18 protein-coding genes and 1 pseudogene are annotated in these 18,488 nt (G+C 37.3%); 10 read left to right on the top strand and 9 right to left on the bottom strand.

Going from position 1 to position 18,488, the window contains the following annotated elements:
* Positions 1 to 397 precede the first annotated feature (397 nt).
* Positions 398 to 721 carry a hypothetical protein gene (locus GAB14E_RS07130; RefSeq protein ID WP_033083264.1) on the bottom strand — a complete coding sequence of 108 codons (324 nt, stop codon included), beginning with the start codon at positions 719 to 721 and terminating at the stop codon, positions 398 to 400.
* Positions 722 to 1,165: 444 nt separating this feature from the next.
* Positions 1,166 to 2,065 (bottom strand): LysR family transcriptional regulator, encoded by a 900-nt coding sequence (locus GAB14E_RS07135; protein ID WP_033083263.1) that lies wholly within the window; start codon positions 2,063 to 2,065, stop codon positions 1,166 to 1,168.
* 155 nt (positions 2,066 to 2,220) lie between these two features.
* On the opposite strand from GAB14E_RS07135, the gene GAB14E_RS07140 reads away from it, so the two are divergent.
* From GAB14E_RS07140 to GAB14E_RS07155, 4 genes are all read left to right on the top strand, one after another.
* Positions 2,221 to 3,438, top strand: a complete 1,218-nt coding sequence (locus GAB14E_RS07140; RefSeq protein WP_052093850.1) for a Bcr/CflA family efflux MFS transporter — start codon at positions 2,221 to 2,223, stop codon at positions 3,436 to 3,438.
* A 77-nt stretch (positions 3,439 to 3,515) separates the two neighbouring features.
* Positions 3,516 to 3,911, top strand: a complete 396-nt coding sequence (locus tag GAB14E_RS07145; protein WP_033083262.1) for a VOC family protein — start codon at positions 3,516 to 3,518, stop codon at positions 3,909 to 3,911.
* A 54-nt stretch (positions 3,912 to 3,965) separates the two neighbouring features.
* On the top strand, positions 3,966 to 4,379 hold the full coding sequence (locus GAB14E_RS07150; protein WP_033083261.1) for a GNAT family N-acetyltransferase: 414 nt from the start codon (positions 3,966 to 3,968) through the stop codon (positions 4,377 to 4,379).
* Between the two features lie 108 nt (positions 4,380 to 4,487).
* Positions 4,488 to 5,705: a YHYH protein gene (locus GAB14E_RS07155; RefSeq protein ID WP_033083260.1), complete on the top strand. Its 1,218-nt coding sequence runs from the start codon at positions 4,488 to 4,490 to the stop codon at positions 5,703 to 5,705.
* A 138-nt stretch (positions 5,706 to 5,843) separates the two neighbouring features.
* On the opposite strand, the gene GAB14E_RS07160 is transcribed toward GAB14E_RS07155, so the two are convergent.
* On the bottom strand, positions 5,844 to 6,197 hold the full coding sequence (locus GAB14E_RS07160; protein ID WP_033083259.1) for a DUF3718 domain-containing protein: 354 nt from the start codon (positions 6,195 to 6,197) through the stop codon (positions 5,844 to 5,846).
* Between the two features lie 415 nt (positions 6,198 to 6,612).
* Between GAB14E_RS07160 and GAB14E_RS07165 the strand changes: the two genes are divergently transcribed.
* From GAB14E_RS07165 to GAB14E_RS07175, 3 genes and pseudogenes are all read left to right on the top strand, one after another.
* On the top strand, positions 6,613 to 7,656 hold the full coding sequence (locus tag GAB14E_RS07165; RefSeq protein WP_033083258.1) for a DUF1254 domain-containing protein: 1,044 nt from the start codon (positions 6,613 to 6,615) through the stop codon (positions 7,654 to 7,656).
* A 277-nt stretch (positions 7,657 to 7,933) separates the two neighbouring features.
* A pseudogene (blaOXA, locus tag GAB14E_RS07170) lies at positions 7,934 to 8,644 on the top strand (class D beta-lactamase); the annotation flags it as partial.
* A 68-nt stretch (positions 8,645 to 8,712) separates the two neighbouring features.
* Entirely contained in the window at positions 8,713 to 9,561 is an 849-nt protein-coding gene (locus tag GAB14E_RS07175) for an alpha/beta hydrolase (protein ID WP_033083256.1), read from the top strand.
* A 208-nt stretch (positions 9,562 to 9,769) separates the two neighbouring features.
* Here the strand turns inward: GAB14E_RS07175 and GAB14E_RS07180 are convergent, their stop codons facing one another.
* Both GAB14E_RS07180 and GAB14E_RS07185 read right to left on the bottom strand, forming a co-directional pair.
* Entirely contained in the window at positions 9,770 to 10,276 is a 507-nt protein-coding gene (locus GAB14E_RS07180) for an SRPBCC family protein (protein ID WP_033083255.1), read from the bottom strand.
* A 78-nt stretch (positions 10,277 to 10,354) separates the two neighbouring features.
* Complete coding sequence (locus tag GAB14E_RS07185; protein WP_033083254.1) at positions 10,355 to 11,002, bottom strand: TetR/AcrR family transcriptional regulator; 648 nt, start codon at positions 11,000 to 11,002, stop codon at positions 10,355 to 10,357.
* A gap of 264 nt (positions 11,003 to 11,266) precedes the next feature.
* Here GAB14E_RS07185 and GAB14E_RS0123240 point away from each other — a divergent pair, with 264 nt between their 5' ends.
* Positions 11,267 to 12,718, top strand: coding sequence for a serine hydrolase (locus GAB14E_RS0123240; RefSeq protein ID WP_052093849.1), 1,452 nt, complete (start codon positions 11,267 to 11,269; stop codon positions 12,716 to 12,718).
* A 67-nt stretch (positions 12,719 to 12,785) separates the two neighbouring features.
* Here the strand turns inward: GAB14E_RS0123240 and GAB14E_RS07190 are convergent, their stop codons facing one another.
* From GAB14E_RS07190 to GAB14E_RS07200, 4 genes are all read right to left on the bottom strand, one after another.
* Entirely contained in the window at positions 12,786 to 13,280 is a 495-nt protein-coding gene (locus tag GAB14E_RS07190; RefSeq protein WP_156115756.1) for a hypothetical protein, read from the bottom strand.
* A gap of 270 nt (positions 13,281 to 13,550) precedes the next feature.
* Positions 13,551 to 13,970, bottom strand: coding sequence for a hypothetical protein (locus tag GAB14E_RS0123235; RefSeq protein ID WP_052093847.1), 420 nt, complete (start codon positions 13,968 to 13,970; stop codon positions 13,551 to 13,553).
* 162 nt (positions 13,971 to 14,132) lie between these two features.
* The gene (locus tag GAB14E_RS07195) at positions 14,133 to 14,564 is read right to left on the bottom strand and encodes a GlcG/HbpS family heme-binding protein (RefSeq protein WP_033083252.1); all 432 of its coding nucleotides are present in this window, start codon (positions 14,562 to 14,564) and stop codon (positions 14,133 to 14,135) included.
* A 109-nt stretch (positions 14,565 to 14,673) separates the two neighbouring features.
* A complete protein-coding gene (locus GAB14E_RS07200; protein WP_033083344.1) occupies positions 14,674 to 15,462 on the bottom strand; it encodes an IclR family transcriptional regulator in 789 nt (262 codons plus the stop codon).
* Between the two features lie 690 nt (positions 15,463 to 16,152).
* Between GAB14E_RS07200 and bhcB the strand changes: the two genes are divergently transcribed.
* Together bhcB and bhcC are read left to right on the top strand one after the other, a co-directional pair.
* A complete protein-coding gene (bhcB, locus tag GAB14E_RS07205) occupies positions 16,153 to 17,130 on the top strand; it encodes a beta-hydroxyaspartate dehydratase BhcB (RefSeq protein WP_033083251.1) in 978 nt (325 codons plus the stop codon).
* Positions 17,131 to 17,232: 102 nt separating this feature from the next.
* Positions 17,233 to 18,381 (top strand): 3-hydroxy-D-aspartate aldolase BhcC, encoded by a 1,149-nt coding sequence (gene bhcC, locus GAB14E_RS07210; protein WP_033083250.1) that lies wholly within the window; start codon positions 17,233 to 17,235, stop codon positions 18,379 to 18,381.
* Positions 18,382 to 18,488 lie beyond the last annotated feature (107 nt).

The following is an 18,488-nucleotide window of genomic DNA, read 5'->3' as shown; positions in this document are numbered from 1 at the left end:
CATTTCTATATAAAGATTAATGGGGTGATTGGAAAGGTATTGTCCCTAAATAACATCTAATTTGAGTGAGAGTAGAAGCGAATTAAGATCGAGACAAATGTGGCATAAATAAAGCTTAATAATCATTCGAAACACTTCACCAATATCTTTTTCCTGCACTTAGAAGGTGTTAGCATTTTATTAATCCTAACGCCCGCTGGAGGCACAAAGCTGCCTGTGGAATTCAATGTCGGGACGTAACTATTACCACACAACGGGCATTAGCTATTGCGTCTAATTAGACTATTGGATTAGATTTTGTATCGATAACGCTTTGTTAAGAAGGGAATAATAGTTGGCTATAATCGCGGAGCGATGGCCAACTGTTATTTTTTTCCGTTTAAGCAACTTATAGTAATTAATCCAAATCTAAAAAGTGAACTTGACAAGTAGCAGTATGCCATGGAGATGGAGTAGTGGAATATTGAATCCCTACTTCTTTACCAGCTATCTTTGAAGCTAACAGTAAAGAATAAGCACTTTTTGCTTCAGGAGTTAAATAAAGCCAGGTACAACCTCCCTCAAGAGGTGCATTCACTTGAAAAGCTACCTGTTCTCTTGCTTTAACTTCAGGGTTAAATTCGGTAACAGTTCTAATTTTTTTAATATTAGTATTGATACTAAATGTTTCAGCATTTGCTACTGAAACTAAAAACACCAATAAAACTATAACACTTCTCATATACGTCCTTAATATAACGCCTGTTAACAGGCTAAAAATAGTCGGCTAGAATAAGTAACAAAGGAATAAAAGCCAACTATTTTTTGTATTTATTTAATAGCTTGTTAAGAATATTTCCCCGTAATATCATAAAAAACAATTAGAAAATATATAGCAAATATACTTGTGGCTAATGTCTCTTTTGCGCACTAAGTGATCATCATCAGCTTAACCATGAGTGACCGCTAAGTTGGTAAAGATAACTATTTACTATGATATATTTATGCCTAAATTAGGGCTGCTTTGTGGCATCTACTGCCCTTAGAATTATATTTGGGAAATTAACTGTTTCAACGTTTAATTAAAATTATTAAAGGTAATAATTTCAGTTTTATTTAGAGTCCACAATAGGTGTTCATATAAAGCTGAGCGTGTTTGAATTGAGCTAGTGCGGCCTTACACTAATTAGTTAGCAACTTCTTGAATGACAAAGTCGATAAAACATCTTACTTTTGCAGACATATGCTTTTTACTGGCATAAACCAAATAAACATTGATTGGATTTTTTTTATAATCATCAAACAAGGTGACTAATTCACCTGAGGCTAGTTTGTCACTTAAATTAAATCTAGGCATACGTGTAATGCCTTGACCTGCTAAGGCTAATTCTAATTCCATTTCCGGGCTATTAGTGATCATTCTGCTATTGAGTTGCACACTAACTTGTTCACCAGTTAGTGATTGGTACTGCCAGACATTAGGTGTTTTAGCGTAACTATAGGTAATGGTTTTATGTTGGCTTAACTCACTTGGCTGTTGAGGAGTACCGTGCTCTTTTAGGTATTGTGGTGAAGCTACGGTTACGCCGTGAGATTTCATTAATAAGCGACTAATCAAACTAGAGTCTTCAAGTTCAGCAGCGGTTTTAATGACAACGTCAAAACCATCGGCAACGACATCAACTTGTCTACCGGTCATATTTAAATCTAAATTAACCTTGGGATATAACGCCAAAAACTTTGCGAGAATAGGTTTTAAGTGCGGCATACCAAAACTTATTGGGCAACTGACTCTCAGTACACCTTTTGGTTCTAATTGCCTCTGGTTTACTGATGACTCGGCTTGATGAGCATCATCAATAATTTGTTGGCATTGCTGAAAATACAGCTCCCCTTCAGGCGTTAAACTAATTGAACGAGTTGTTCGGTTAATTAATCTCACGCCTAAACGGTCTTCTAATTTATTCACTTCTTTAGAAATATAAGAAGTTGAATGACCCGTACTGTCAGCGGCCTTGGTAAAACTACCAGCGTTAATAACTTCAACAAATATGACAATACCATCTAATAATTTAGAATTAAGCATGTAATGGATAACCAGTTAGTTGATGAACAAAAGACAAAATAACGCAATTACATGCCATATGGAAACAATGATTGTACTTTCAGTGTATTAATCTTCAATACTATTTAAATTAAACTATTTGTCATCATAGTTAAGCACAATTTTATAGGTTACTTATGAATACTCACACAGCAACAAAAATAGGTTATTGGCCCTTTGTAATCTTGATGGCAATGATATTTTCGTTATCTCCATTGGCCATCGATATGTATTTACCCGGATTGCCGAGTATGGCGAAATATTTCTCAACTTCAATCGATGCTATGGAAGCTTCCGTTGCCATTTATTTAATATTCTTTGCTTTGGGGCAGCTGATTTTAGGATCGTTGGCCGATTCAATAAACAAAGCCAAGTTACTCAGCGTTGGCTTAACTGTGTTTGCCATCGCCAGTATCATGATTGCATTTGCTACGTCTATTGAAGAACTCTATTTTTGGCGGGCGGTGCAAGCCTTTGCCAGTGGTAGTTCTGTTGTGGTTTTTGCCTTGATTCATCATTTTCATGGCAGTAAAAATAGTAACCAAATTATTAGTTACGTCATGGCTTGTGTGGTAATAGCACCTATGATTGCACCAATGATTGGTAGTCAAATACTACTCGCAGCTAATTGGCAGTGGATATTCTTAGTACTTGCTGGCCTGACACTGGTCACCTTAGCCACCCAATTACGCCTTTTGCCGGCTAAAAAAGTAGAGACTGAGCTACAGCCGCTTAATATAACCGCTTTATATAGTGGTTATCGAAAAGTTTTATCAAATAGCACCACAATGGCTTACATCTTAGCTGGCGGCAGTGCTTTTGCCGGCTTGTTTGCTTTTATCTCAGGTTCGCCTTTTGTTTATATGGAGTATTTTGGCGCTACGCCAGAGAAATTTAGCTGGTTAGTGGCATTAAATGCGGTAGCCATGATCAGCATGAATTTGCTTAACGCTCGTTTATTAAATAATGTTGATGCCACTAAAAAACTTATTATTGCTGGATTTTTGTTGGCTGTGGTTGGTGTTTATTTGGGGCTGGTCGCCTTTTTACATTTGTCACTTGTCTATGTGGTTGTGGGCGTTATTTTATATGTGGGCTTATTAGGTTTGACCGCAGCAAATGCGATTTCAGCCGCTTTAGCTAGTGTAGAAGGTAATACAGGTGTGCTTTCTGGCGTTAATGGTGTTTTGCAGTTTGGTTTAGGCGCACTCGCTAGTGCCGTAGTGAGCATCAGCGTAAGTATTGATGCCACGACTATGAATTACACTATGGCAATATGTTCATTGGTAACGCTGTTTTTTGTGTCTATATTGTTTTTTAATAGGCGTATTAAAGCTGTAGCAGTTTTATCCTAAGTCAAAAAATGTAAGTAAAAATTAATTAGTAATAATGAAAAAATAGATTAAGAAATATAACTGAAGAGGGCAAAATTATGGAACAAATCACCAGAGTAAATCACTTAGGCATTCGGGTTTTCAGTTTAGAGACATCAAGATCTTTTTACGAACAACTAGGTTTTAAGTTTCTTGTTGGGCCGGTAGGTCCAGAGCCGGTTGCTATTATGGAACATGCTAGCGGTGTAAATATTAACTTTATCTTAAATGCAGCCGCACCAACTGACAGCAATGTCTTGATGGATGAGCCAGTGAAAAAAGCTGGATATACCCATGTCGCATTAGAAGTAAATGATATGGATGCCGTGGTTGCTAAGCTTAATGAATTAAATATAGAGATTACAGAAGGACCGGTAGTCTTCCCCACAGGTTCATCAACCTTTATTCGCGATCCAGATCGTAATGTTATTGAGTTTCATCAACCTAAAAGCTAAAACTTGGCTGATAAAACTTAATAAATAACACTTAACAGCGAAAAGAGAATTGCGATGATAATAGAAGTAATAGAAAAGCCAGAGCAAGAGCTGATCGATTTCCTTGATAAAAAAATTGCCGACTTTAATTGGGAACATTGGGAAGTAAGTAAACGCTTACCATTGGCGGTACAGGTAAAGAATAAACAAGGAAAGGTTATTGCGGGAGCAGCTGCTCGAACATTTGGTGATTGGTTGTTAATAAATACTTTGTGGGTTTCAGAGGATTTACGCGGCCAAGATGTGGGTAGTAAAATTCTAGCAGAACTTGAAATGGCAGGTAAAAATCGAGGTTGTAAAAAGTGCCTGTTAGATACTTTAAACTTTCAAGCAATGCCATTTTATCAAAAGTATGGTTATGAAACTCAATGGGTTCAGCAGGGGTACCCTAGAACAGGTTGCAAATATTTTATGGTTAAAGAGTTATAAAAAGATTACTAGCTCGGTCTATCTTTACACAACTTTACTGCTGGTTACATTTCCAGATGATGATAATCAGCGTAAGCTAGTATTAAAAACAAGCTTGAGTTGTTCTTTATGATATTGCCAATAAACAAAAAAACACCCCTTATTTTTGTCGCAACTGTTTGTCTATTGTCTGCTTGTGGCGGCTCTGAATCATCTCCAGAGCCGGAGCCAGAAATAGTTCCTGATCCAATTGTCGTCCCTGCTCCAGATCCAATACCTGAACCAGTGCCAGATCCTGTTCCAGATCCAATACCAGTGCCAGAGCCAATACCAGAACCAGTAATACCAGAGAATAACCTGATCAAAAATAGTGAAGGAGATATTTCCTATTTAACGCTAAGTAATAGACACCCTGATTGTGCAGAATATGTGGGTAATTATCTGGCAAATATCGTTGATGTTCAAAAAAATGTCCTGCTTGAAAGTCACTTGTCAGTGACAGCAAACGATACACACTGTACTTTCAGCAGTAATAATATTCCTAACCATGACGTTGGCGGAAATACGACAACAGGCAAAGATTTTGCTTCTCAAGTGCAGGCCAACACTAAGGGGTATGTCTTAACTATTCCTCGACAGCCAACACAGCAAACATCGGTTACTTATGTGCAAAAAGTAGCGGGCATGTTAACCCTTAACGGTATATTGCTTAATGGTGTGGATTTAGATATGGATTCCGCTTTTTGTTATCACCCTGATATTAATGCGCCGTTAAATATAGGCCTTGGTACTAGAACACAATGTGGGCTAAATGCAGATTGGTACGCTGTACCAGCAAATAATGCCGATACTGTTACCTTAGACGAATTTGCTGGGCATGCTTTTGATGGTCGATATCATTACCATGGTGATAATGAAGGTTTATCCTATTTAGAGAATGATGATCTTTTGGCTCCTACTACTGATCAAGTTGACCCAAGTGGCTCTCCTGTAGTCGGCTTTGCACCTGACGGTTATCCAATCTATGGTCACTACTTTTATGACGCAGAATCTGACCAGTTAAGAAAGGCTAGACCAAGTTGGACAACATACTCTGATGAACGTATCACTCCACAAGGCTCAAGTATTGAAGCACCGTCGATAACGACCCATATCCGAGGACTATTTGTTGAAGACTGGTTTTATCAAGAAGGTCTTGGTGATCTTGATGAATGTAATGGCATGACTGACGCCTATGGAAATTATGGTTATTATTATACCGAAACCTATCCTTTTGGTCCGCTTTGTGTAAAAGGGCAGCCTGATGCCTCATTTACGCTAGATTCATCGGCTTTTGTTGGTGGATAAATACTCTGTTTAATCAGCTAATATATGGCTTAGGCTTTTCTATACAGCTTTCGAATATGGGGGAGTATTTATTAACAATAGTTAGGGTAAACCAAGCACTTAATTAAATATATTAAGTGCTATTGTTTACGCGCATAATTATGACTCGGTAAAGGTTACATTGATTTTTTCAATTAGGGCTACATCAGTAATACTAACGCCACCAACGCTTTTTTGTAATTTAGCCGCCGTTTTTGTTGCGCCTTTTTTCTCTGCAAAAGTAATAATATCATCGCCATTGCACATAACTTTTAGGGCAACAGTCTTATTCTGTAAATGGTAAGATTTTATTGCTGACTGCAATTTTAATATGTTATTACTTTGAGCTGCTTTACATACTTCAACTAATGCAGTGTCCATATATGACGAAGTAGTTGCTTGGCTTGTTAAGCTAAAAGCTAATGCTGGAACTGCTGTAGCTAATGCGATAAGAGTTGTTTTAATTGTAGTCATGGTATTCTCCAAATGTTTTAGTTTACGAAATATTATTATTTCGCTCATATTTATAGTTATTTCCTTCTTGGTGATTAGACTATTACAAGTGCTGTGCCAGTCATGAAAATTATTTTATAGTATTGATAATTAATGTTTTTATTTAAATCAGAATCAAACTTAATTTTCAAGCATAGACATGCTGTGCGATTAAGTGGTTTAATTGACTACTGGTGTGGCTAAATTGACCACGGGTGCTTGAAGTACTTAAAATATTTTCATGTTGTGAAATATCAACCCTTCCATTGCATAGATAAGTTTAACTAATATGCGCTAGGCACATATCGTAGATGTGTTTAGATCATTAGATTGGCTTTGAAAAATGCACTACTATATTTGCAGATACTTATCAGGAATCATTAACAGGGAAATTATCATGAAATTTAACGTCAATATCAAACAATCACTTATCGTGTTATCTGTGGTCACAGTGCTTTCAGGATGTACAGCAAGCACCAATGAAATTAAAAGTTCAACAGTAACGCCTAATGACAGTACCATCACAATAACTGAAGCTAACTTTGCTCATTCAGAAACAGCACGTAATTTTAGAAACTGGACCATGCTTGGCGCTAACAAAGATATTGTCCATATGAAGCAATTACCCGCAAGAGGTAAAGCAGCGCCAACAGTACAAATGAATGATGATACCTTGTACTCGATTGTTATTGCTGAAGCGGTTGAAGGAAAAATTAACTTCTCTATTCCAAAAAGTGATATTTACATGGCGGTGCAGGTGGTAAATGAAGGCGGTCATGGCGAGCATTACGTTGTAGCTGCTGGCGATTACAGTGTTGCCATTGAAAGTGATTTTGCGATGTTAATTTACCGCACAGGTACTGAAAAAGGCTTAGAGGCAGCACGTTATGCTCAAACGTTTATTAAAACAGATAGTTTTAAATTCGGTACTTATGAAATACAAAATTATGATTTTGATGAAGTTGAGACATGGGTCTCGCGTTTAACTAAAGAAACTAGTGGCGCTGCGTTTGAGTATACTTTTCCACGTACGTCTAAAGACATTACTGATCGTCATCAGTGGAATTTAGAGAATGCTAATGGTTGGGGGGGATCATCACCAGAAGTGAATATAGCCAATAAATATACTAACTCTGTCATGTTAGATGGTGATAAGTGCTTATTAACGACTTTTGAAAATCCAGAGTCAAAGTACTTCACATCAGTTACAGCTTACAGTCAAGATCGTTACTTAATTGAAGGTGTAAAACATGTTAGCTCTAATACCTGGAAAGAAAATAAAGACGGCTCAGTAACTGTATCTTTTAATTGTGGTCAAACAGCCGTTAATAATATTGATACCAAAGGCAATGATTTTACTTTCACTATGCGTTATTACGGACTGAGCCAGAAAGTGATGGACGGTAAAATAAACCCAGAGAAAACCGTTAAAGAAGGCTAGTACTTAGTCCTAGATTAAGTGTTATAGATAATCTGAAAAGCCTGCTTATATAGTAGAAGCAGGCTTTTTTGTTACAGATAAGTATTTCTCTTACTGATAATCGTTCCGTATTATCTCTGTTAGTACTATTCTCTTCTTTAATAAGTTATTCATGAAAAAAATATCAATATTTCAATCTGTTGTCATAACGGCTGTTATGTTAATAGGCAGCTTGGTTATAAGCTCCGCTGCTCAAGCAAAAACATTTCTTGAAGGTGAAAATGCGCATGCAGCTCTAGGTGAGTATTTTAAGAAATATAATGCCAAGGGCACGATAGTTGTGCTTGATAAACGTAGCAAAGAAAATAAAAGCTATGTCTTTAATCAAAAACGCGCCAAGCAGCGTTACTCTCCAGCTTCTACGTATAAAATTCCCCATAGCCTTTTTGCTCTCGATGCTGGTTTAGTTAAAGATGAGTTTCAAGTTTTTCCTTGGGACGGGATAAAAAGAGGTTATTCACCCCATAATCAAGATCAAAATTTACGTTCTGCCATGCGTAATTCTGCTGTGTGGGTTTATGATATTTTTGCCGAGCAACTTGGCGAGAAAAAAGCAGGAAATTATTTAAAGAAAGTTAGTTATGGCAATGCCGACCCAACAACCGCTCAAGGCAGTTATTGGATTGATGGTAAACTTGCTATTTCAGCCCATGAGCAAATAGAATTCCTTGAGCGACTTTACAAAAACGAACTTCCCTTTAAGGTGGAACACCAGTTATTAGTGAAAGATATCATGGTGGTTGAAGCACAAAAAAAATGGATTCTACGTGCTAAAACGGGCTGGCAAGGGAAACATGGTTGGTGGGTTGGTTGGGTTGAATGGCCAACGGGGCCAGTATTTTTTGCTTTAAACATTGATACCCCTGAGAGAATGAAAGATGTCTATAAAAGACAGGCGATAGTGCGAGACATACTCAGGTCGATAGGGGCTTTACCAACTAATAATTAATCTAAGGAAGGTCGCTTTGAATTCAGCGTTTTTGCTTATAATTTACTTTACCTAAGGAGTCGTTTAGCTTGCCATTATTAGTCTTAATAATATTTTTAGTCGTATTATCTCCGTCTTCAAACGCAGCGCAGCCGTTTGAAATTCCAAGAAGCTCAGTTGTAGATCTGCAAGATTCTACTAGTAAACGTATTTATCCATTATTCATCAAGCTGCCAAAGAGTTATAGCAATAATATAGACAAAAAATATCCGGTAATTTACCTCACCGATGCCTGGTATAGCTTTCAAATTGTTTCCGGTGCCACTCGCTATCCAATGAATAGCGGCAAAATGGCAGAAGCAATTATTGTTGGTATTTCTTATGCCAAAGGATCAAAGGGGGATACGAGTCGAGTACTCGATTATACACCATCAAAAAATTCTCAATGGAAAAAGAACACGGGTGGCGCCCAGCAACATATGACGTTTATAGAAAAAGACGTTTTTAATTATATGGCAGCAAACTATCGGGTGGATACTAAGCAGAGAACCTTTATTGGTAATTCCCTTGGTGGTTTGTTTGGCAGTTATATCTTGTTGACCAAGCCGGATATGTTTAAAAACTATATCCTAGGCAGTCCATCTTATTGGTTTGATAATAAGTCACTATTTGCGTTAGCCGATAAAGCTTCTCTGAACATGGTTGATATCAACGCTAATGTGTTTATTGCCATAGGTGAGCGTGAAAGTAAGGCGCTGGAAAGTTCTTATGAAATGGTTGAAGATGCTCAACAATTTTATCAAAAAATACTTACTTGGCAGCAAGAAAAATTAACGGTAAAAATGTTGGTAATACCTGAGGCTAATCATCAAACGGCTTTTCCTACTACAGCTATACAGGGGCTGCACTGGGTCTTGGCTACAGATAAGAAAACATAGCAATTACTTAGGTAAGTTAGTATTTAGTTACGTTAAGAAATTTGCTGAGCACGGGCAACTGGGGCGAATGAAGAGTTAAAGCAATAAACGGTGAATCTTAGTATTAAGGTTCACCGTAGCACGGCTTACATATTGGAAGATAACTTAATCAAGTCATGCTTCAGATGGACCGTAGTTCTTGTTTTTAAATGTAAGGTTCATAAAATAACTAACCGATAACTATTGAGCTAAGCTCATTATTAGCGGGTAATTTTTCTTCCACTCGTTTTCCTGTCACACAGTGATAGGCCAAGCCAGTCAAAAGCTTTTTGAAAACGCCTTTCATTACAGGTCGCATTATTAAATGTCCCATTAAACTACCTAACGGACCTCCTTTTACGACAAAATCAGCTGACATGTACAGTTCACTAGTATTTGCATCAATTTCTTTCACTCCCATTTCGGCAAACATGCTCTTTAACGGCAGTGAAAATTCAGAAAGCTCCATTTTGAAACCTTGCCCGTCTTGAAAATCTATAATTTCTTCAACTAAGCTTGAGCCATCATTAAAGGTACATAACCGCTTTGCTCCAAGTCCTGAATTGATATCACCAACGATGGGGGATGTTTTAATTGTGGTTGCGAATCTTTCAACACTGCTAAAATCTGCTAGTACTTGCCAAATTTGTGCTGCAGGAATATTTACCTTGATTGTATTTTCTGTGTGATGTGCCATAAGATTTACCTTATTATAAATGGAATATTTCCAGCCACTACAATAGTGAGTAGCCTCTACGGTTTAGTTATTTCTCGATTAATTTGTTCTTAAACCTCGAATAATTATTTCAATTGAAGTGGTGAGGTCTTTTTTAAAATTGGGTGTTAATGCAGCGAACTCTTCAAGTTGATAGATTTTTTGTAGTGCTTCGCTTTGTGAATTTGCTGCCCAAAAATTAGCCATCGCGGCATAACTTAGTGTTAAAAACTGAAAGGCTTGTTCATTATTTATGTCTGGATAAATACGACTGATTTCGATAGAAATTCTATAAAGTAGATTCATCGCTAATCTTTTAAATTCCAACAATTGCTCAAAAGAACTATTTTTTTCAAGAGCGGTAAAAAGAATGGGCGTTAAATCAAGAAACTGTGGATGAGACAAAAGTGACTGCACCCAGGTGCTGGCAAAGTGTTTAACTTGTTCGTTTGGTTCAAGTGCCTGCAGTTGCTTATTACAGTCCTCAAACCATGCTTGGAATAGCTCAGCAAAAACATTTAAAAATATTTCTTCTTTGGAGCTAAAGTAGCGATACATATTGGATTTTGTAAAACCTGCTTCTGTAGCAATACCATTGAAACTGACTTTATCGTAGCCGTTCTTTTTAAATAAAGTGAAAGCCGCCTGATAAATAGCCGCTTTTCGCTCATTCTTCTTTTCGTTTGTTCTTGCGCGTTGCCAATTCATCTTGTTATATAAGTGTCTGGTGGTCTCTTAATTTTATATTAAGGGACTGATGGTCTCTTGTCAAGGTTTAAGTCGATATCACTAATTTTCAATATGCCGGTTATGTATTGTGATTGTCCCTTTTATGGATCAATATTCCCTTTATTGGGAATACATCAACTAAATTTTACAGTGAATACTATATAAAGCAGTATGTTACATTCTGGTGTGTGTTTTGCTGTAATGTGGTCAAGTCATTTTAAGTAAACATTAGCCAGGATAAACATGAAGTTTCACATTTTTTTTATAGCCTATTTACTGGTTATATCTTCTTCATCAAAAGCGGATGAACAGATAAGTGATTTAATAAGTACACAACTTGATCAGCAATTAAAACTAAACAGCGAGAGGTATGGTATTGCCGGACAGTCGGTACGAATTCTTAAAAATAATAAGCTGATTTATCAGGGCAAGCATGGCTTTGCTAATGTTGAATTAGCAGTGCCCATTGCTGATAAACATATATATCCAGGTTATTCAGTGACTAAGTTATTTACCAGTGTTTTGGTGATGTATTTTGTTGAAAATGGAATTTTAGATGTAAAAAAATCCATTCGTTATTATTTACCCTATCTGCCCAAACATTGGCAGAAAATTACCCTTGAACATACGTTAAACCATACCTCAGGCATTCCTCGTTACTTTGATATTGCTATGAAAAAAGGTCGGTTTTTACCGACAAAAAAAGCAGTATTTTTATCATTAGCAGAAGAGCCTGAGCACTTTGTAATGGGCAGTGAAAATCGTTACAACAATACTAATTTTCTTATTTTATCGGAAATTTTAGAAACCAAGACGGCTAAGAGTTATCAAACTCTGGTTCAAGAATTTATCATCAAACGATTAGGCCTAACAAATACCGGCCATGCCAGTGCAAAGGCGATAATTACTAATATGGTCAGTAGCTACCAAGGTAAAGACGGTATTTTACTAAAAAACAACGATATAGATTGGCCTGAATATACCTACGCACATTCAGGGTTGTATAGCACAGCAGAAGATTTAACAACTTTTATGTCAGCTTTAGTAACGGGAAAACTGGTTAATCGGGATACTTTAACAAAAGTGCAGCAGCCAATGGCATTACTTAATGGTCAACAGGGAGATTATGCTTTTGGCTTCGAATATGAAAAGAGAGATGGTTATCAACAGATAGGTCATGACGGCGGCAATAGAGTCAAAATAAGACATTATTTTAAAGATGATGCCAATGAAGATAGTTATACCATCGCTTATTTGACCAATGGTAATGCGAATAGTGTCTGGACAGATATTTTAGCTGATAGCTTAATGGCCATAGTTGATGCTGAACAATTTAATATGGCTCATCTTTCTCAACAATTTATCTCAGCAGTGTTAGCTCAAGACAGTAAAAACCTGCAGCTTGTCTATGCAGGTCTAAGTAAAGCCTTTGATAGTGAACAATCCGCGATTGAATATTTCATTTGGTATAATGCCTATGGCATTAGGTACTCTGCGGGGTTAAATGCATCGTTATCCGCATTTGTGTGGTTAACCTCTAAATTCCCTAACTCTGAAAAAGCATGGAGTAGCCTTGCAGGGATATGGCAAGAGATTGGTAATAAAGAAAAAGCGATTAAATCTTACCAGATTGCTTTAAAGCTAAACCCTAATGCGAACAATGTTATCGAACAGTTAAAGCTATTGAAAAAATAAACCGCTAAATAATTCATAATATTAACTAACGCTGCTAGCAGCGTTAGTTTTTAGCAGCTCTTTATGGTTAATCAACCCGTTTTACCTGCGGGAAGTTCTCTCTATCCGCTGCAGTAGCACTTTCATTACATTCACCATGTATAGTAAAAATAGTTTTATTTAAGCTGCGTTCGAGCTCAAAAAAACCTTTTCGACAATAGCTATTATCTGCAAGCTTTTCAGCCATTCGAGCCTCTAATTCTTTCATCATTTTATCTTGTCGTGATTGTTTTTTATCTGCACGCTGTTTGTTAGGCTTCTTCTCGGTATTTTTTTCTGTATTACTTTTGTTGCCTCGGCCTTTACCTTGTCTGCTTCGCTTCTGTTGTTTATCTAAATTATTATTATCACTTCCCAGTGGTTTTGAATCAGAATTACCAAAAAAAATGATAGAAAAAGTAAATAATTTGCTGTCATCAGTTCGAATATGACTACGAAACACCTCGGTTATTTTTACTTCATTACTGCTACAGCCTGTTGTAGCAAATAAACTTATAAGTAAGATAAAAAAAATAGTTTTCAACAACATCATATAATTTGGCAGCAGAATAGAAAAACAAGTGGTTATGATAGCCATTTATAAGTAAAGAAACGTAAGGAAACAGTAAAGTTATAGTTTTATTGCACTACAAGAGCAGCTCTATTTATCTATGGCAGCATATACGTGTATTCAGTGGCTATATGCACAGCGCGCATGAGTTTAATGATTTTAGTTTTATTATGCGTTATTACGGGGTTAGTCAGTAAGTGGGTGATGGTAAAATATCGCCAAAACTAACGGTTAAACAACGCATTAAAGTTTCTGTACTATTTCATTTCTTAAACGTTCAACTATTTCTGCATCAGGTCCTGCCACGGAGGTATAAACAAAAGTACGATCTTCAAGCTTTGCACAAGTAATTGATACTTGGTTATTATTAAACTTGCCGTAAGTGTATTTAGCTTTGTCGTATTTCATGTTTCTTCTAATCGACTTAAAACTTAATGATTCTAATATGTTTTTACCTTTTAAAGAGCATAGTTCAGCATCGATATCTAATACTTTAAAATCAGTCCACAGCTGGGGTGTATAAGTTTTAGTGAGTTCTACTACTTTTTGCTCTGATTCTGGCTCATCTTTTGGCTCAGAGAGAAGATTAATTAAGGAATAGCTAGAGCTTGAGGCGAAGTAAATCGCGATTATAAAAATGAATAGGGCAATTTTTTTAGACATACCAATCCGTATGGATGAAGATTATTAAAGGCGGCTAATATCCCATATATTTATGACTTTAGGAACAACTTATAGAATATATGTGTTGATTGAATTGAACACAAAAACGCTAAAGCTGCCGGGCTTTAGCGGTTAAGTATTTTATTGTGTTAGCACCTTAGCTTAGGCGTAGGCTTTACTAAAACTATCTACTCCTGCTTGTGCACAACCGAGATCTTGCTCTGGCGAACCTGAACTAACGCCAACGCCACCCACCACTGTGCCATTGAAAGTTATCGGCAATCCGCCACCAACAATACACATACGGCCACCTAAAGCGGTATGAATACCAAATAAATTATTTTTATGGCCTGGAATACAGGCCTTGTTAAATTCATGGGTACCCTTACGTGCCGAGGCCGCAGTAAATGCTTTATCTTGTGAGATAGTAATACTGTGTACTTTACCGCCATCCATGCGTTCAAAGGCAATTAAGTTACCTGATTCATCGGTAACGGCAATGCACATAGGTATGCCTAGTTCTTTAGCTTTTTGTACTGCTCCGTCGATTACTGTTTTTGCTTCCGTTTGGTTTAGTCTATTTATTGTCAACATAGTTTCTACTCTTCTAATTTTAAAACTGGTTCAGCTTGGTCGAGGCAAGTATATTGACGGTGAGTAACCACCTCAGCTGATGTAATCCCTTTAAGATTACAAAATATTTTTAACTGGCTTTTTTAATGGCATGTTCACTTTTAACAAAACCTAGTTCAATGGAAATAGACTTACCTGCTTTAACTAAGTCTTTAATCCATTCATCTCTGCGTCGTTCAATAGGCGCAGATACAGATAAACCGGCAACAACTTCACCGTATCTGTCATATAAAAGTACACCAATACAACCTACACCTATTTCTGCTTCTTCATTGTCATAAGCGAAACCTTGCTCAACACAGCGCACACACTCGCGCTCTAAACTATCTATATCTGAAAATGTTTTTCGGGTGTAAGTAGGTAAATTTGTTCGTTGTGCATAACCTACAATACCTTCAAGCCCTTCCATTCCTAACATCATCTTACCCACGCCAGTTACATGCAGTGGTGCACGGCTACCAATAATTTGTTGAACATGCATCATCCTATTGGGAATCGCTTTTTCTACGTAAATAACAACATCACCTTCGCGAGCGGTAAGGTTGATGGTTTCACCAAATTTATCACGCAGCTTTTCCATATATGGAATCGCTACCTTACGGAAATCAACGTTCTGATATTGATAATTACTCAGCCTAATGAGTCGGCCACTTAGCTGATATTTACCGGTATTGTCGCGGTCAACAAAATGATTATCGATAAGCGAATGTAATATACGAAAAGCTGTAGACGGCGCCAAGTTGGTATCTGCACTCAGCGCTTTTAGTGTTACCGGCATGGTATAGCGTGATATAGCATCGAGTAATGTCGCTGCTCTGTCGATTACTTGAATGCGAGATTCTGGTTTAACTCTAGTCATAATGTTACCGCTCATTTTACAGGCTTAGTTTAATAATCTATTTAATATCAATAAAACAAATTAAGTGATCTTTTTAAATGGTCTAAATATTCCATAACATTGTTGCTTTCAATCTCAATAGCCAGCTATTGCACAATTTAGCGCCTTGTTTTTGAAAATTTACTCTCATTAAAATTTGCACGATTGATTAATTTGATTGATATAACATCTCCTTTCTTGACTCTTGTGTCAACTTTTGATTTAAATATAAGTCTAAAAGCGACAAAAACCATCATTAATTATAGTTTGCCAGTTTCACATTGTGAAATTCATAACTTCTATTACCAGTGCAAGGTCTTTAATTTCATATTTATCAGCACTTTGTTGTATTCCGTATTATGACAAAAACCTCATATTTCACATGGTGGAATGTCTGTTATTTGCCAGTGTAGGTTGTTTTTCATAAGGTGAAATTCAAACGCAATAAACAAAATATTCTACAAATTAATACTCACATAAAGACTGATTATTGAGAAATAGCATTTTGTTGGCGCACTTAAGTTAAGTGAACAGTTTGAATACGTAGTTACTAAACGGCTGACATATCAATGGCTGAAAAACACAACAAGCTGACCATAAATACGAGCAAAGCCATGACTAATATCACGGCAATATCAAGGTCTATACCAAAAGAAAGATAAAGAGGAACATATGAGCAGTTCAACCAAACCGACTATGATCATTCCAAGCTACGAAGATGTACTCGTTGCCCATGAACGCATTCAACCTTACATCCATAAAACTCCAGTACTTACGTCAACTCGTTTGAATGAGATGACAGGCGCTGAGTTATTTTTCAAATGTGAAAATTTACAAAAAGCGGCCGCATTTAAAGTACGTGGTGCCTGTAATGCTGTCTTTGGTTTAACAGATGAGGAAGCAAAAATTGGTGTTGCCACGCATTCTTCAGGAAACCATGCTTTATCACTTTCATATGCAGCTGGACGACGTGGTATCCCCGTTACCGTGGTAATGCCACGTACTGCACCACAAGCGAAGAAAGATGCGGTAATCGGCTACGGTGGAAAAATAGTTGAATGTGAACCGTCAACATCTTCTCGCGAAGCGGTTTTTGCTGATGTTGTCGCTGCATCAGGTGCTGATTTTGTTCATCCATACAACGATCCCCGTGTTATTGCCGGTCAAGCAACTTGTTCAAAAGAACTACTTGAACAAGTTGACAATCTTGATGCTGTAATCGCCCCTATTGGCGGTGGCGGTATGATTTCAGGTACTTGTTTAACCATTTCAAATGTTGCGCCAAACGTTAAGGTTTACGCAGCTGAACCTTTAAATGCCGATGATGCTGCACGCTCTTTTAAAGCTGGGTACATTATTGCTGATGATGCGCCAGATACTGTTGCTGACGGCCTTAAAGTGCCTTTAAAAGATCTAACTTGGCACTTTGTTAGTAATCATGTAGCAGACATTTTTACCTGTACTGAAGACGAAATTGTAGCGGCGATGAAGCTGGTTTGGAAAACAATGAAAATTGTTATCGAGCCAAGCTCAGCCGTGACTGTCGCCTGTATTTTGAATAACCCTGAAGTGTTCAAGGGTAAACGTGTTGGGGTAATCATAACGGGTGGCAATGTTGATTTAGACAAACTGCCGTGGATGGCCAAATAGGTTCAAGCAGACTCGTTATAAATTAAGTACATTCAATTTAAGAAAGCAGAATTTAAACATACTCAAATTAAGAAAATAAAATTTAAAACTTTGGAGAAAATTATGTCAAATATAAGCGATTTAGAAGTAGGTTATGATGTTCCAGCACTTCCAGGCATGGACGAAGCTGACATTCAAACACCTTGTTTAGTAGTAGATTTAGACGCATTAGAGCGTAACATCGTTAAGATGGGAAAAATGGCTAACGAAATGGGTGTACGCCACCGTGTTCACGGTAAAATGCACAAGTCAGTAGACATTGCTTTATTACAAGAAAAACTTGGCGATAGCTGTGGGGTTTGTTGTCAAAAAGTATCAGAAGCTGAAGTTTTTGCACGTGGTGGTATTAAAGACGTTTTAGTGTCTAACCAAGTACGTGATGCTAAGAAAATCGAACGTTTAGCTAAGATGCCTAAACTTGGCGCACGGGTAATTGTTTGTGTAGATGATCTTGAAAACGTTGCTGATCTTTCTGCTGCTGCAGTTAAAGAAGGTACTCAACTTGAGTGTTTAGTAGAGATCGATTGTGGTGCAGGCCGTTGTGGAGTTCAATCTGGTCAGCCGGTAGTGGATATTGCTAAAGCTATCGACGCTGCACAAAATTTGAAATACGCAGGTATTCAAGCTTACCAAGGTGCGATGCAGCACATGGAGCATTACAGCGATCGCCAAGAAAAAACTAACATCGCTATTGATATGGTAGCTACCACAATTGAAATGCTTAAAGCTGAAGGCCTTGAGAGTGATATCGTTGGTGGTGGTGGTACTGGCTCTTACTATTTCGAAGGTAATTCAGGTGTGTTCAATGAATTACAGTGTGGTTCTTACGCATTTATGGATGCTGATTACCAAACTATTCGTGATGAGTCAGGTGAGAAAATTACTGATTTCGAAAACTCATTATTCATCTTAACGTCTGTTATGAGCCATACCAAAGCAGACAAAGCCATTTGTGATGCAGGCCTTAAAGCACAATCTGTAGACAGTGGTTTACCGTATATCTTTGGTCGTGACGATGTTGAATACATCAAGTGTTCTGATGAACATGGTGTTATTTCAGATGCTACTGGCGTATTAAAAATTAATGAAAAACTAAAGTTAGTACCCGGTCACTGTGATCCTACTTGTAACGTGCACGATTATTACGTAGGTGTACGTAACGGTAAAGTTGAAACCTTATGGCCAGTATCAGCACGTGGTAAAGCATTTTAATAGTAGCTATTAACTAGCTGCTTATTAAATAGCACCCTTCACCCTCGACATTCGTCGAGGGCTTATACCAAGAGATAAACTCTCGCTAAATTTTCAATAAATCAATC

The organism is Colwellia psychrerythraea, assembly GCF_000764185.1.
Lineage (GTDB): Bacteria > Pseudomonadota > Gammaproteobacteria > Enterobacterales > Alteromonadaceae > Colwellia > Colwellia psychrerythraea_B.
This window is presented reverse-complemented; position numbering and strand designations above follow the sequence as displayed.

Excerpts from the sequence above, each read along its gene's own strand:
- GAB14E_RS07150 (WP_033083261.1), top strand. The coding sequence starts at position 3,966 with ATGATAATAGAAGTAATAGAAAAGCCAGAGCAAGAGCTGATCGATTTC.
- GAB14E_RS07135 (WP_033083263.1), bottom strand. The coding sequence starts at position 2,065 with ATGCTTAATTCTAAATTATTAGATGGTATTGTCATATTTGTTGAAGTT.
- GAB14E_RS07185 (WP_033083254.1), bottom strand. The coding sequence starts at position 11,002 with ATGAATTGGCAACGCGCAAGAACAAACGAAAAGAAGAATGAGCGAAAA.
- GAB14E_RS07160 (WP_033083259.1), bottom strand. The coding sequence starts at position 6,197 with ATGACTACAATTAAAACAACTCTTATCGCATTAGCTACAGCAGTTCCA.
- GAB14E_RS0123235 (WP_052093847.1), bottom strand. The coding sequence starts at position 13,970 with ATGTCTAAAAAAATTGCCCTATTCATTTTTATAATCGCGATTTACTTC.
- GAB14E_RS07200 (WP_033083344.1), bottom strand. The coding sequence starts at position 15,462 with ATGACTAGAGTTAAACCAGAATCTCGCATTCAAGTAATCGACAGAGCA.
- GAB14E_RS0123240 (WP_052093849.1), top strand. The coding sequence starts at position 11,267 with ATGAAGTTTCACATTTTTTTTATAGCCTATTTACTGGTTATATCTTCT.
- bhcB (WP_033083251.1), top strand. The coding sequence starts at position 16,153 with ATGAGCAGTTCAACCAAACCGACTATGATCATTCCAAGCTACGAAGAT.
- GAB14E_RS07140 (WP_052093850.1), top strand. The coding sequence starts at position 2,221 with ATGAATACTCACACAGCAACAAAAATAGGTTATTGGCCCTTTGTAATC.
- GAB14E_RS07180 (WP_033083255.1), bottom strand. The coding sequence starts at position 10,276 with ATGGCACATCACACAGAAAATACAATCAAGGTAAATATTCCTGCAGCA.
- bhcC (WP_033083250.1), top strand. The coding sequence starts at position 17,233 with ATGTCAAATATAAGCGATTTAGAAGTAGGTTATGATGTTCCAGCACTT.
- GAB14E_RS07145 (WP_033083262.1), top strand. The coding sequence starts at position 3,516 with ATGGAACAAATCACCAGAGTAAATCACTTAGGCATTCGGGTTTTCAGT.
- GAB14E_RS07165 (WP_033083258.1), top strand. The coding sequence starts at position 6,613 with ATGAAATTTAACGTCAATATCAAACAATCACTTATCGTGTTATCTGTG.
- GAB14E_RS07195 (WP_033083252.1), bottom strand. The coding sequence starts at position 14,564 with ATGTTGACAATAAATAGACTAAACCAAACGGAAGCAAAAACAGTAATC.
- GAB14E_RS07155 (WP_033083260.1), top strand. The coding sequence starts at position 4,488 with ATGATATTGCCAATAAACAAAAAAACACCCCTTATTTTTGTCGCAACT.
- GAB14E_RS07130 (WP_033083264.1), bottom strand. The coding sequence starts at position 721 with ATGAGAAGTGTTATAGTTTTATTGGTGTTTTTAGTTTCAGTAGCAAAT.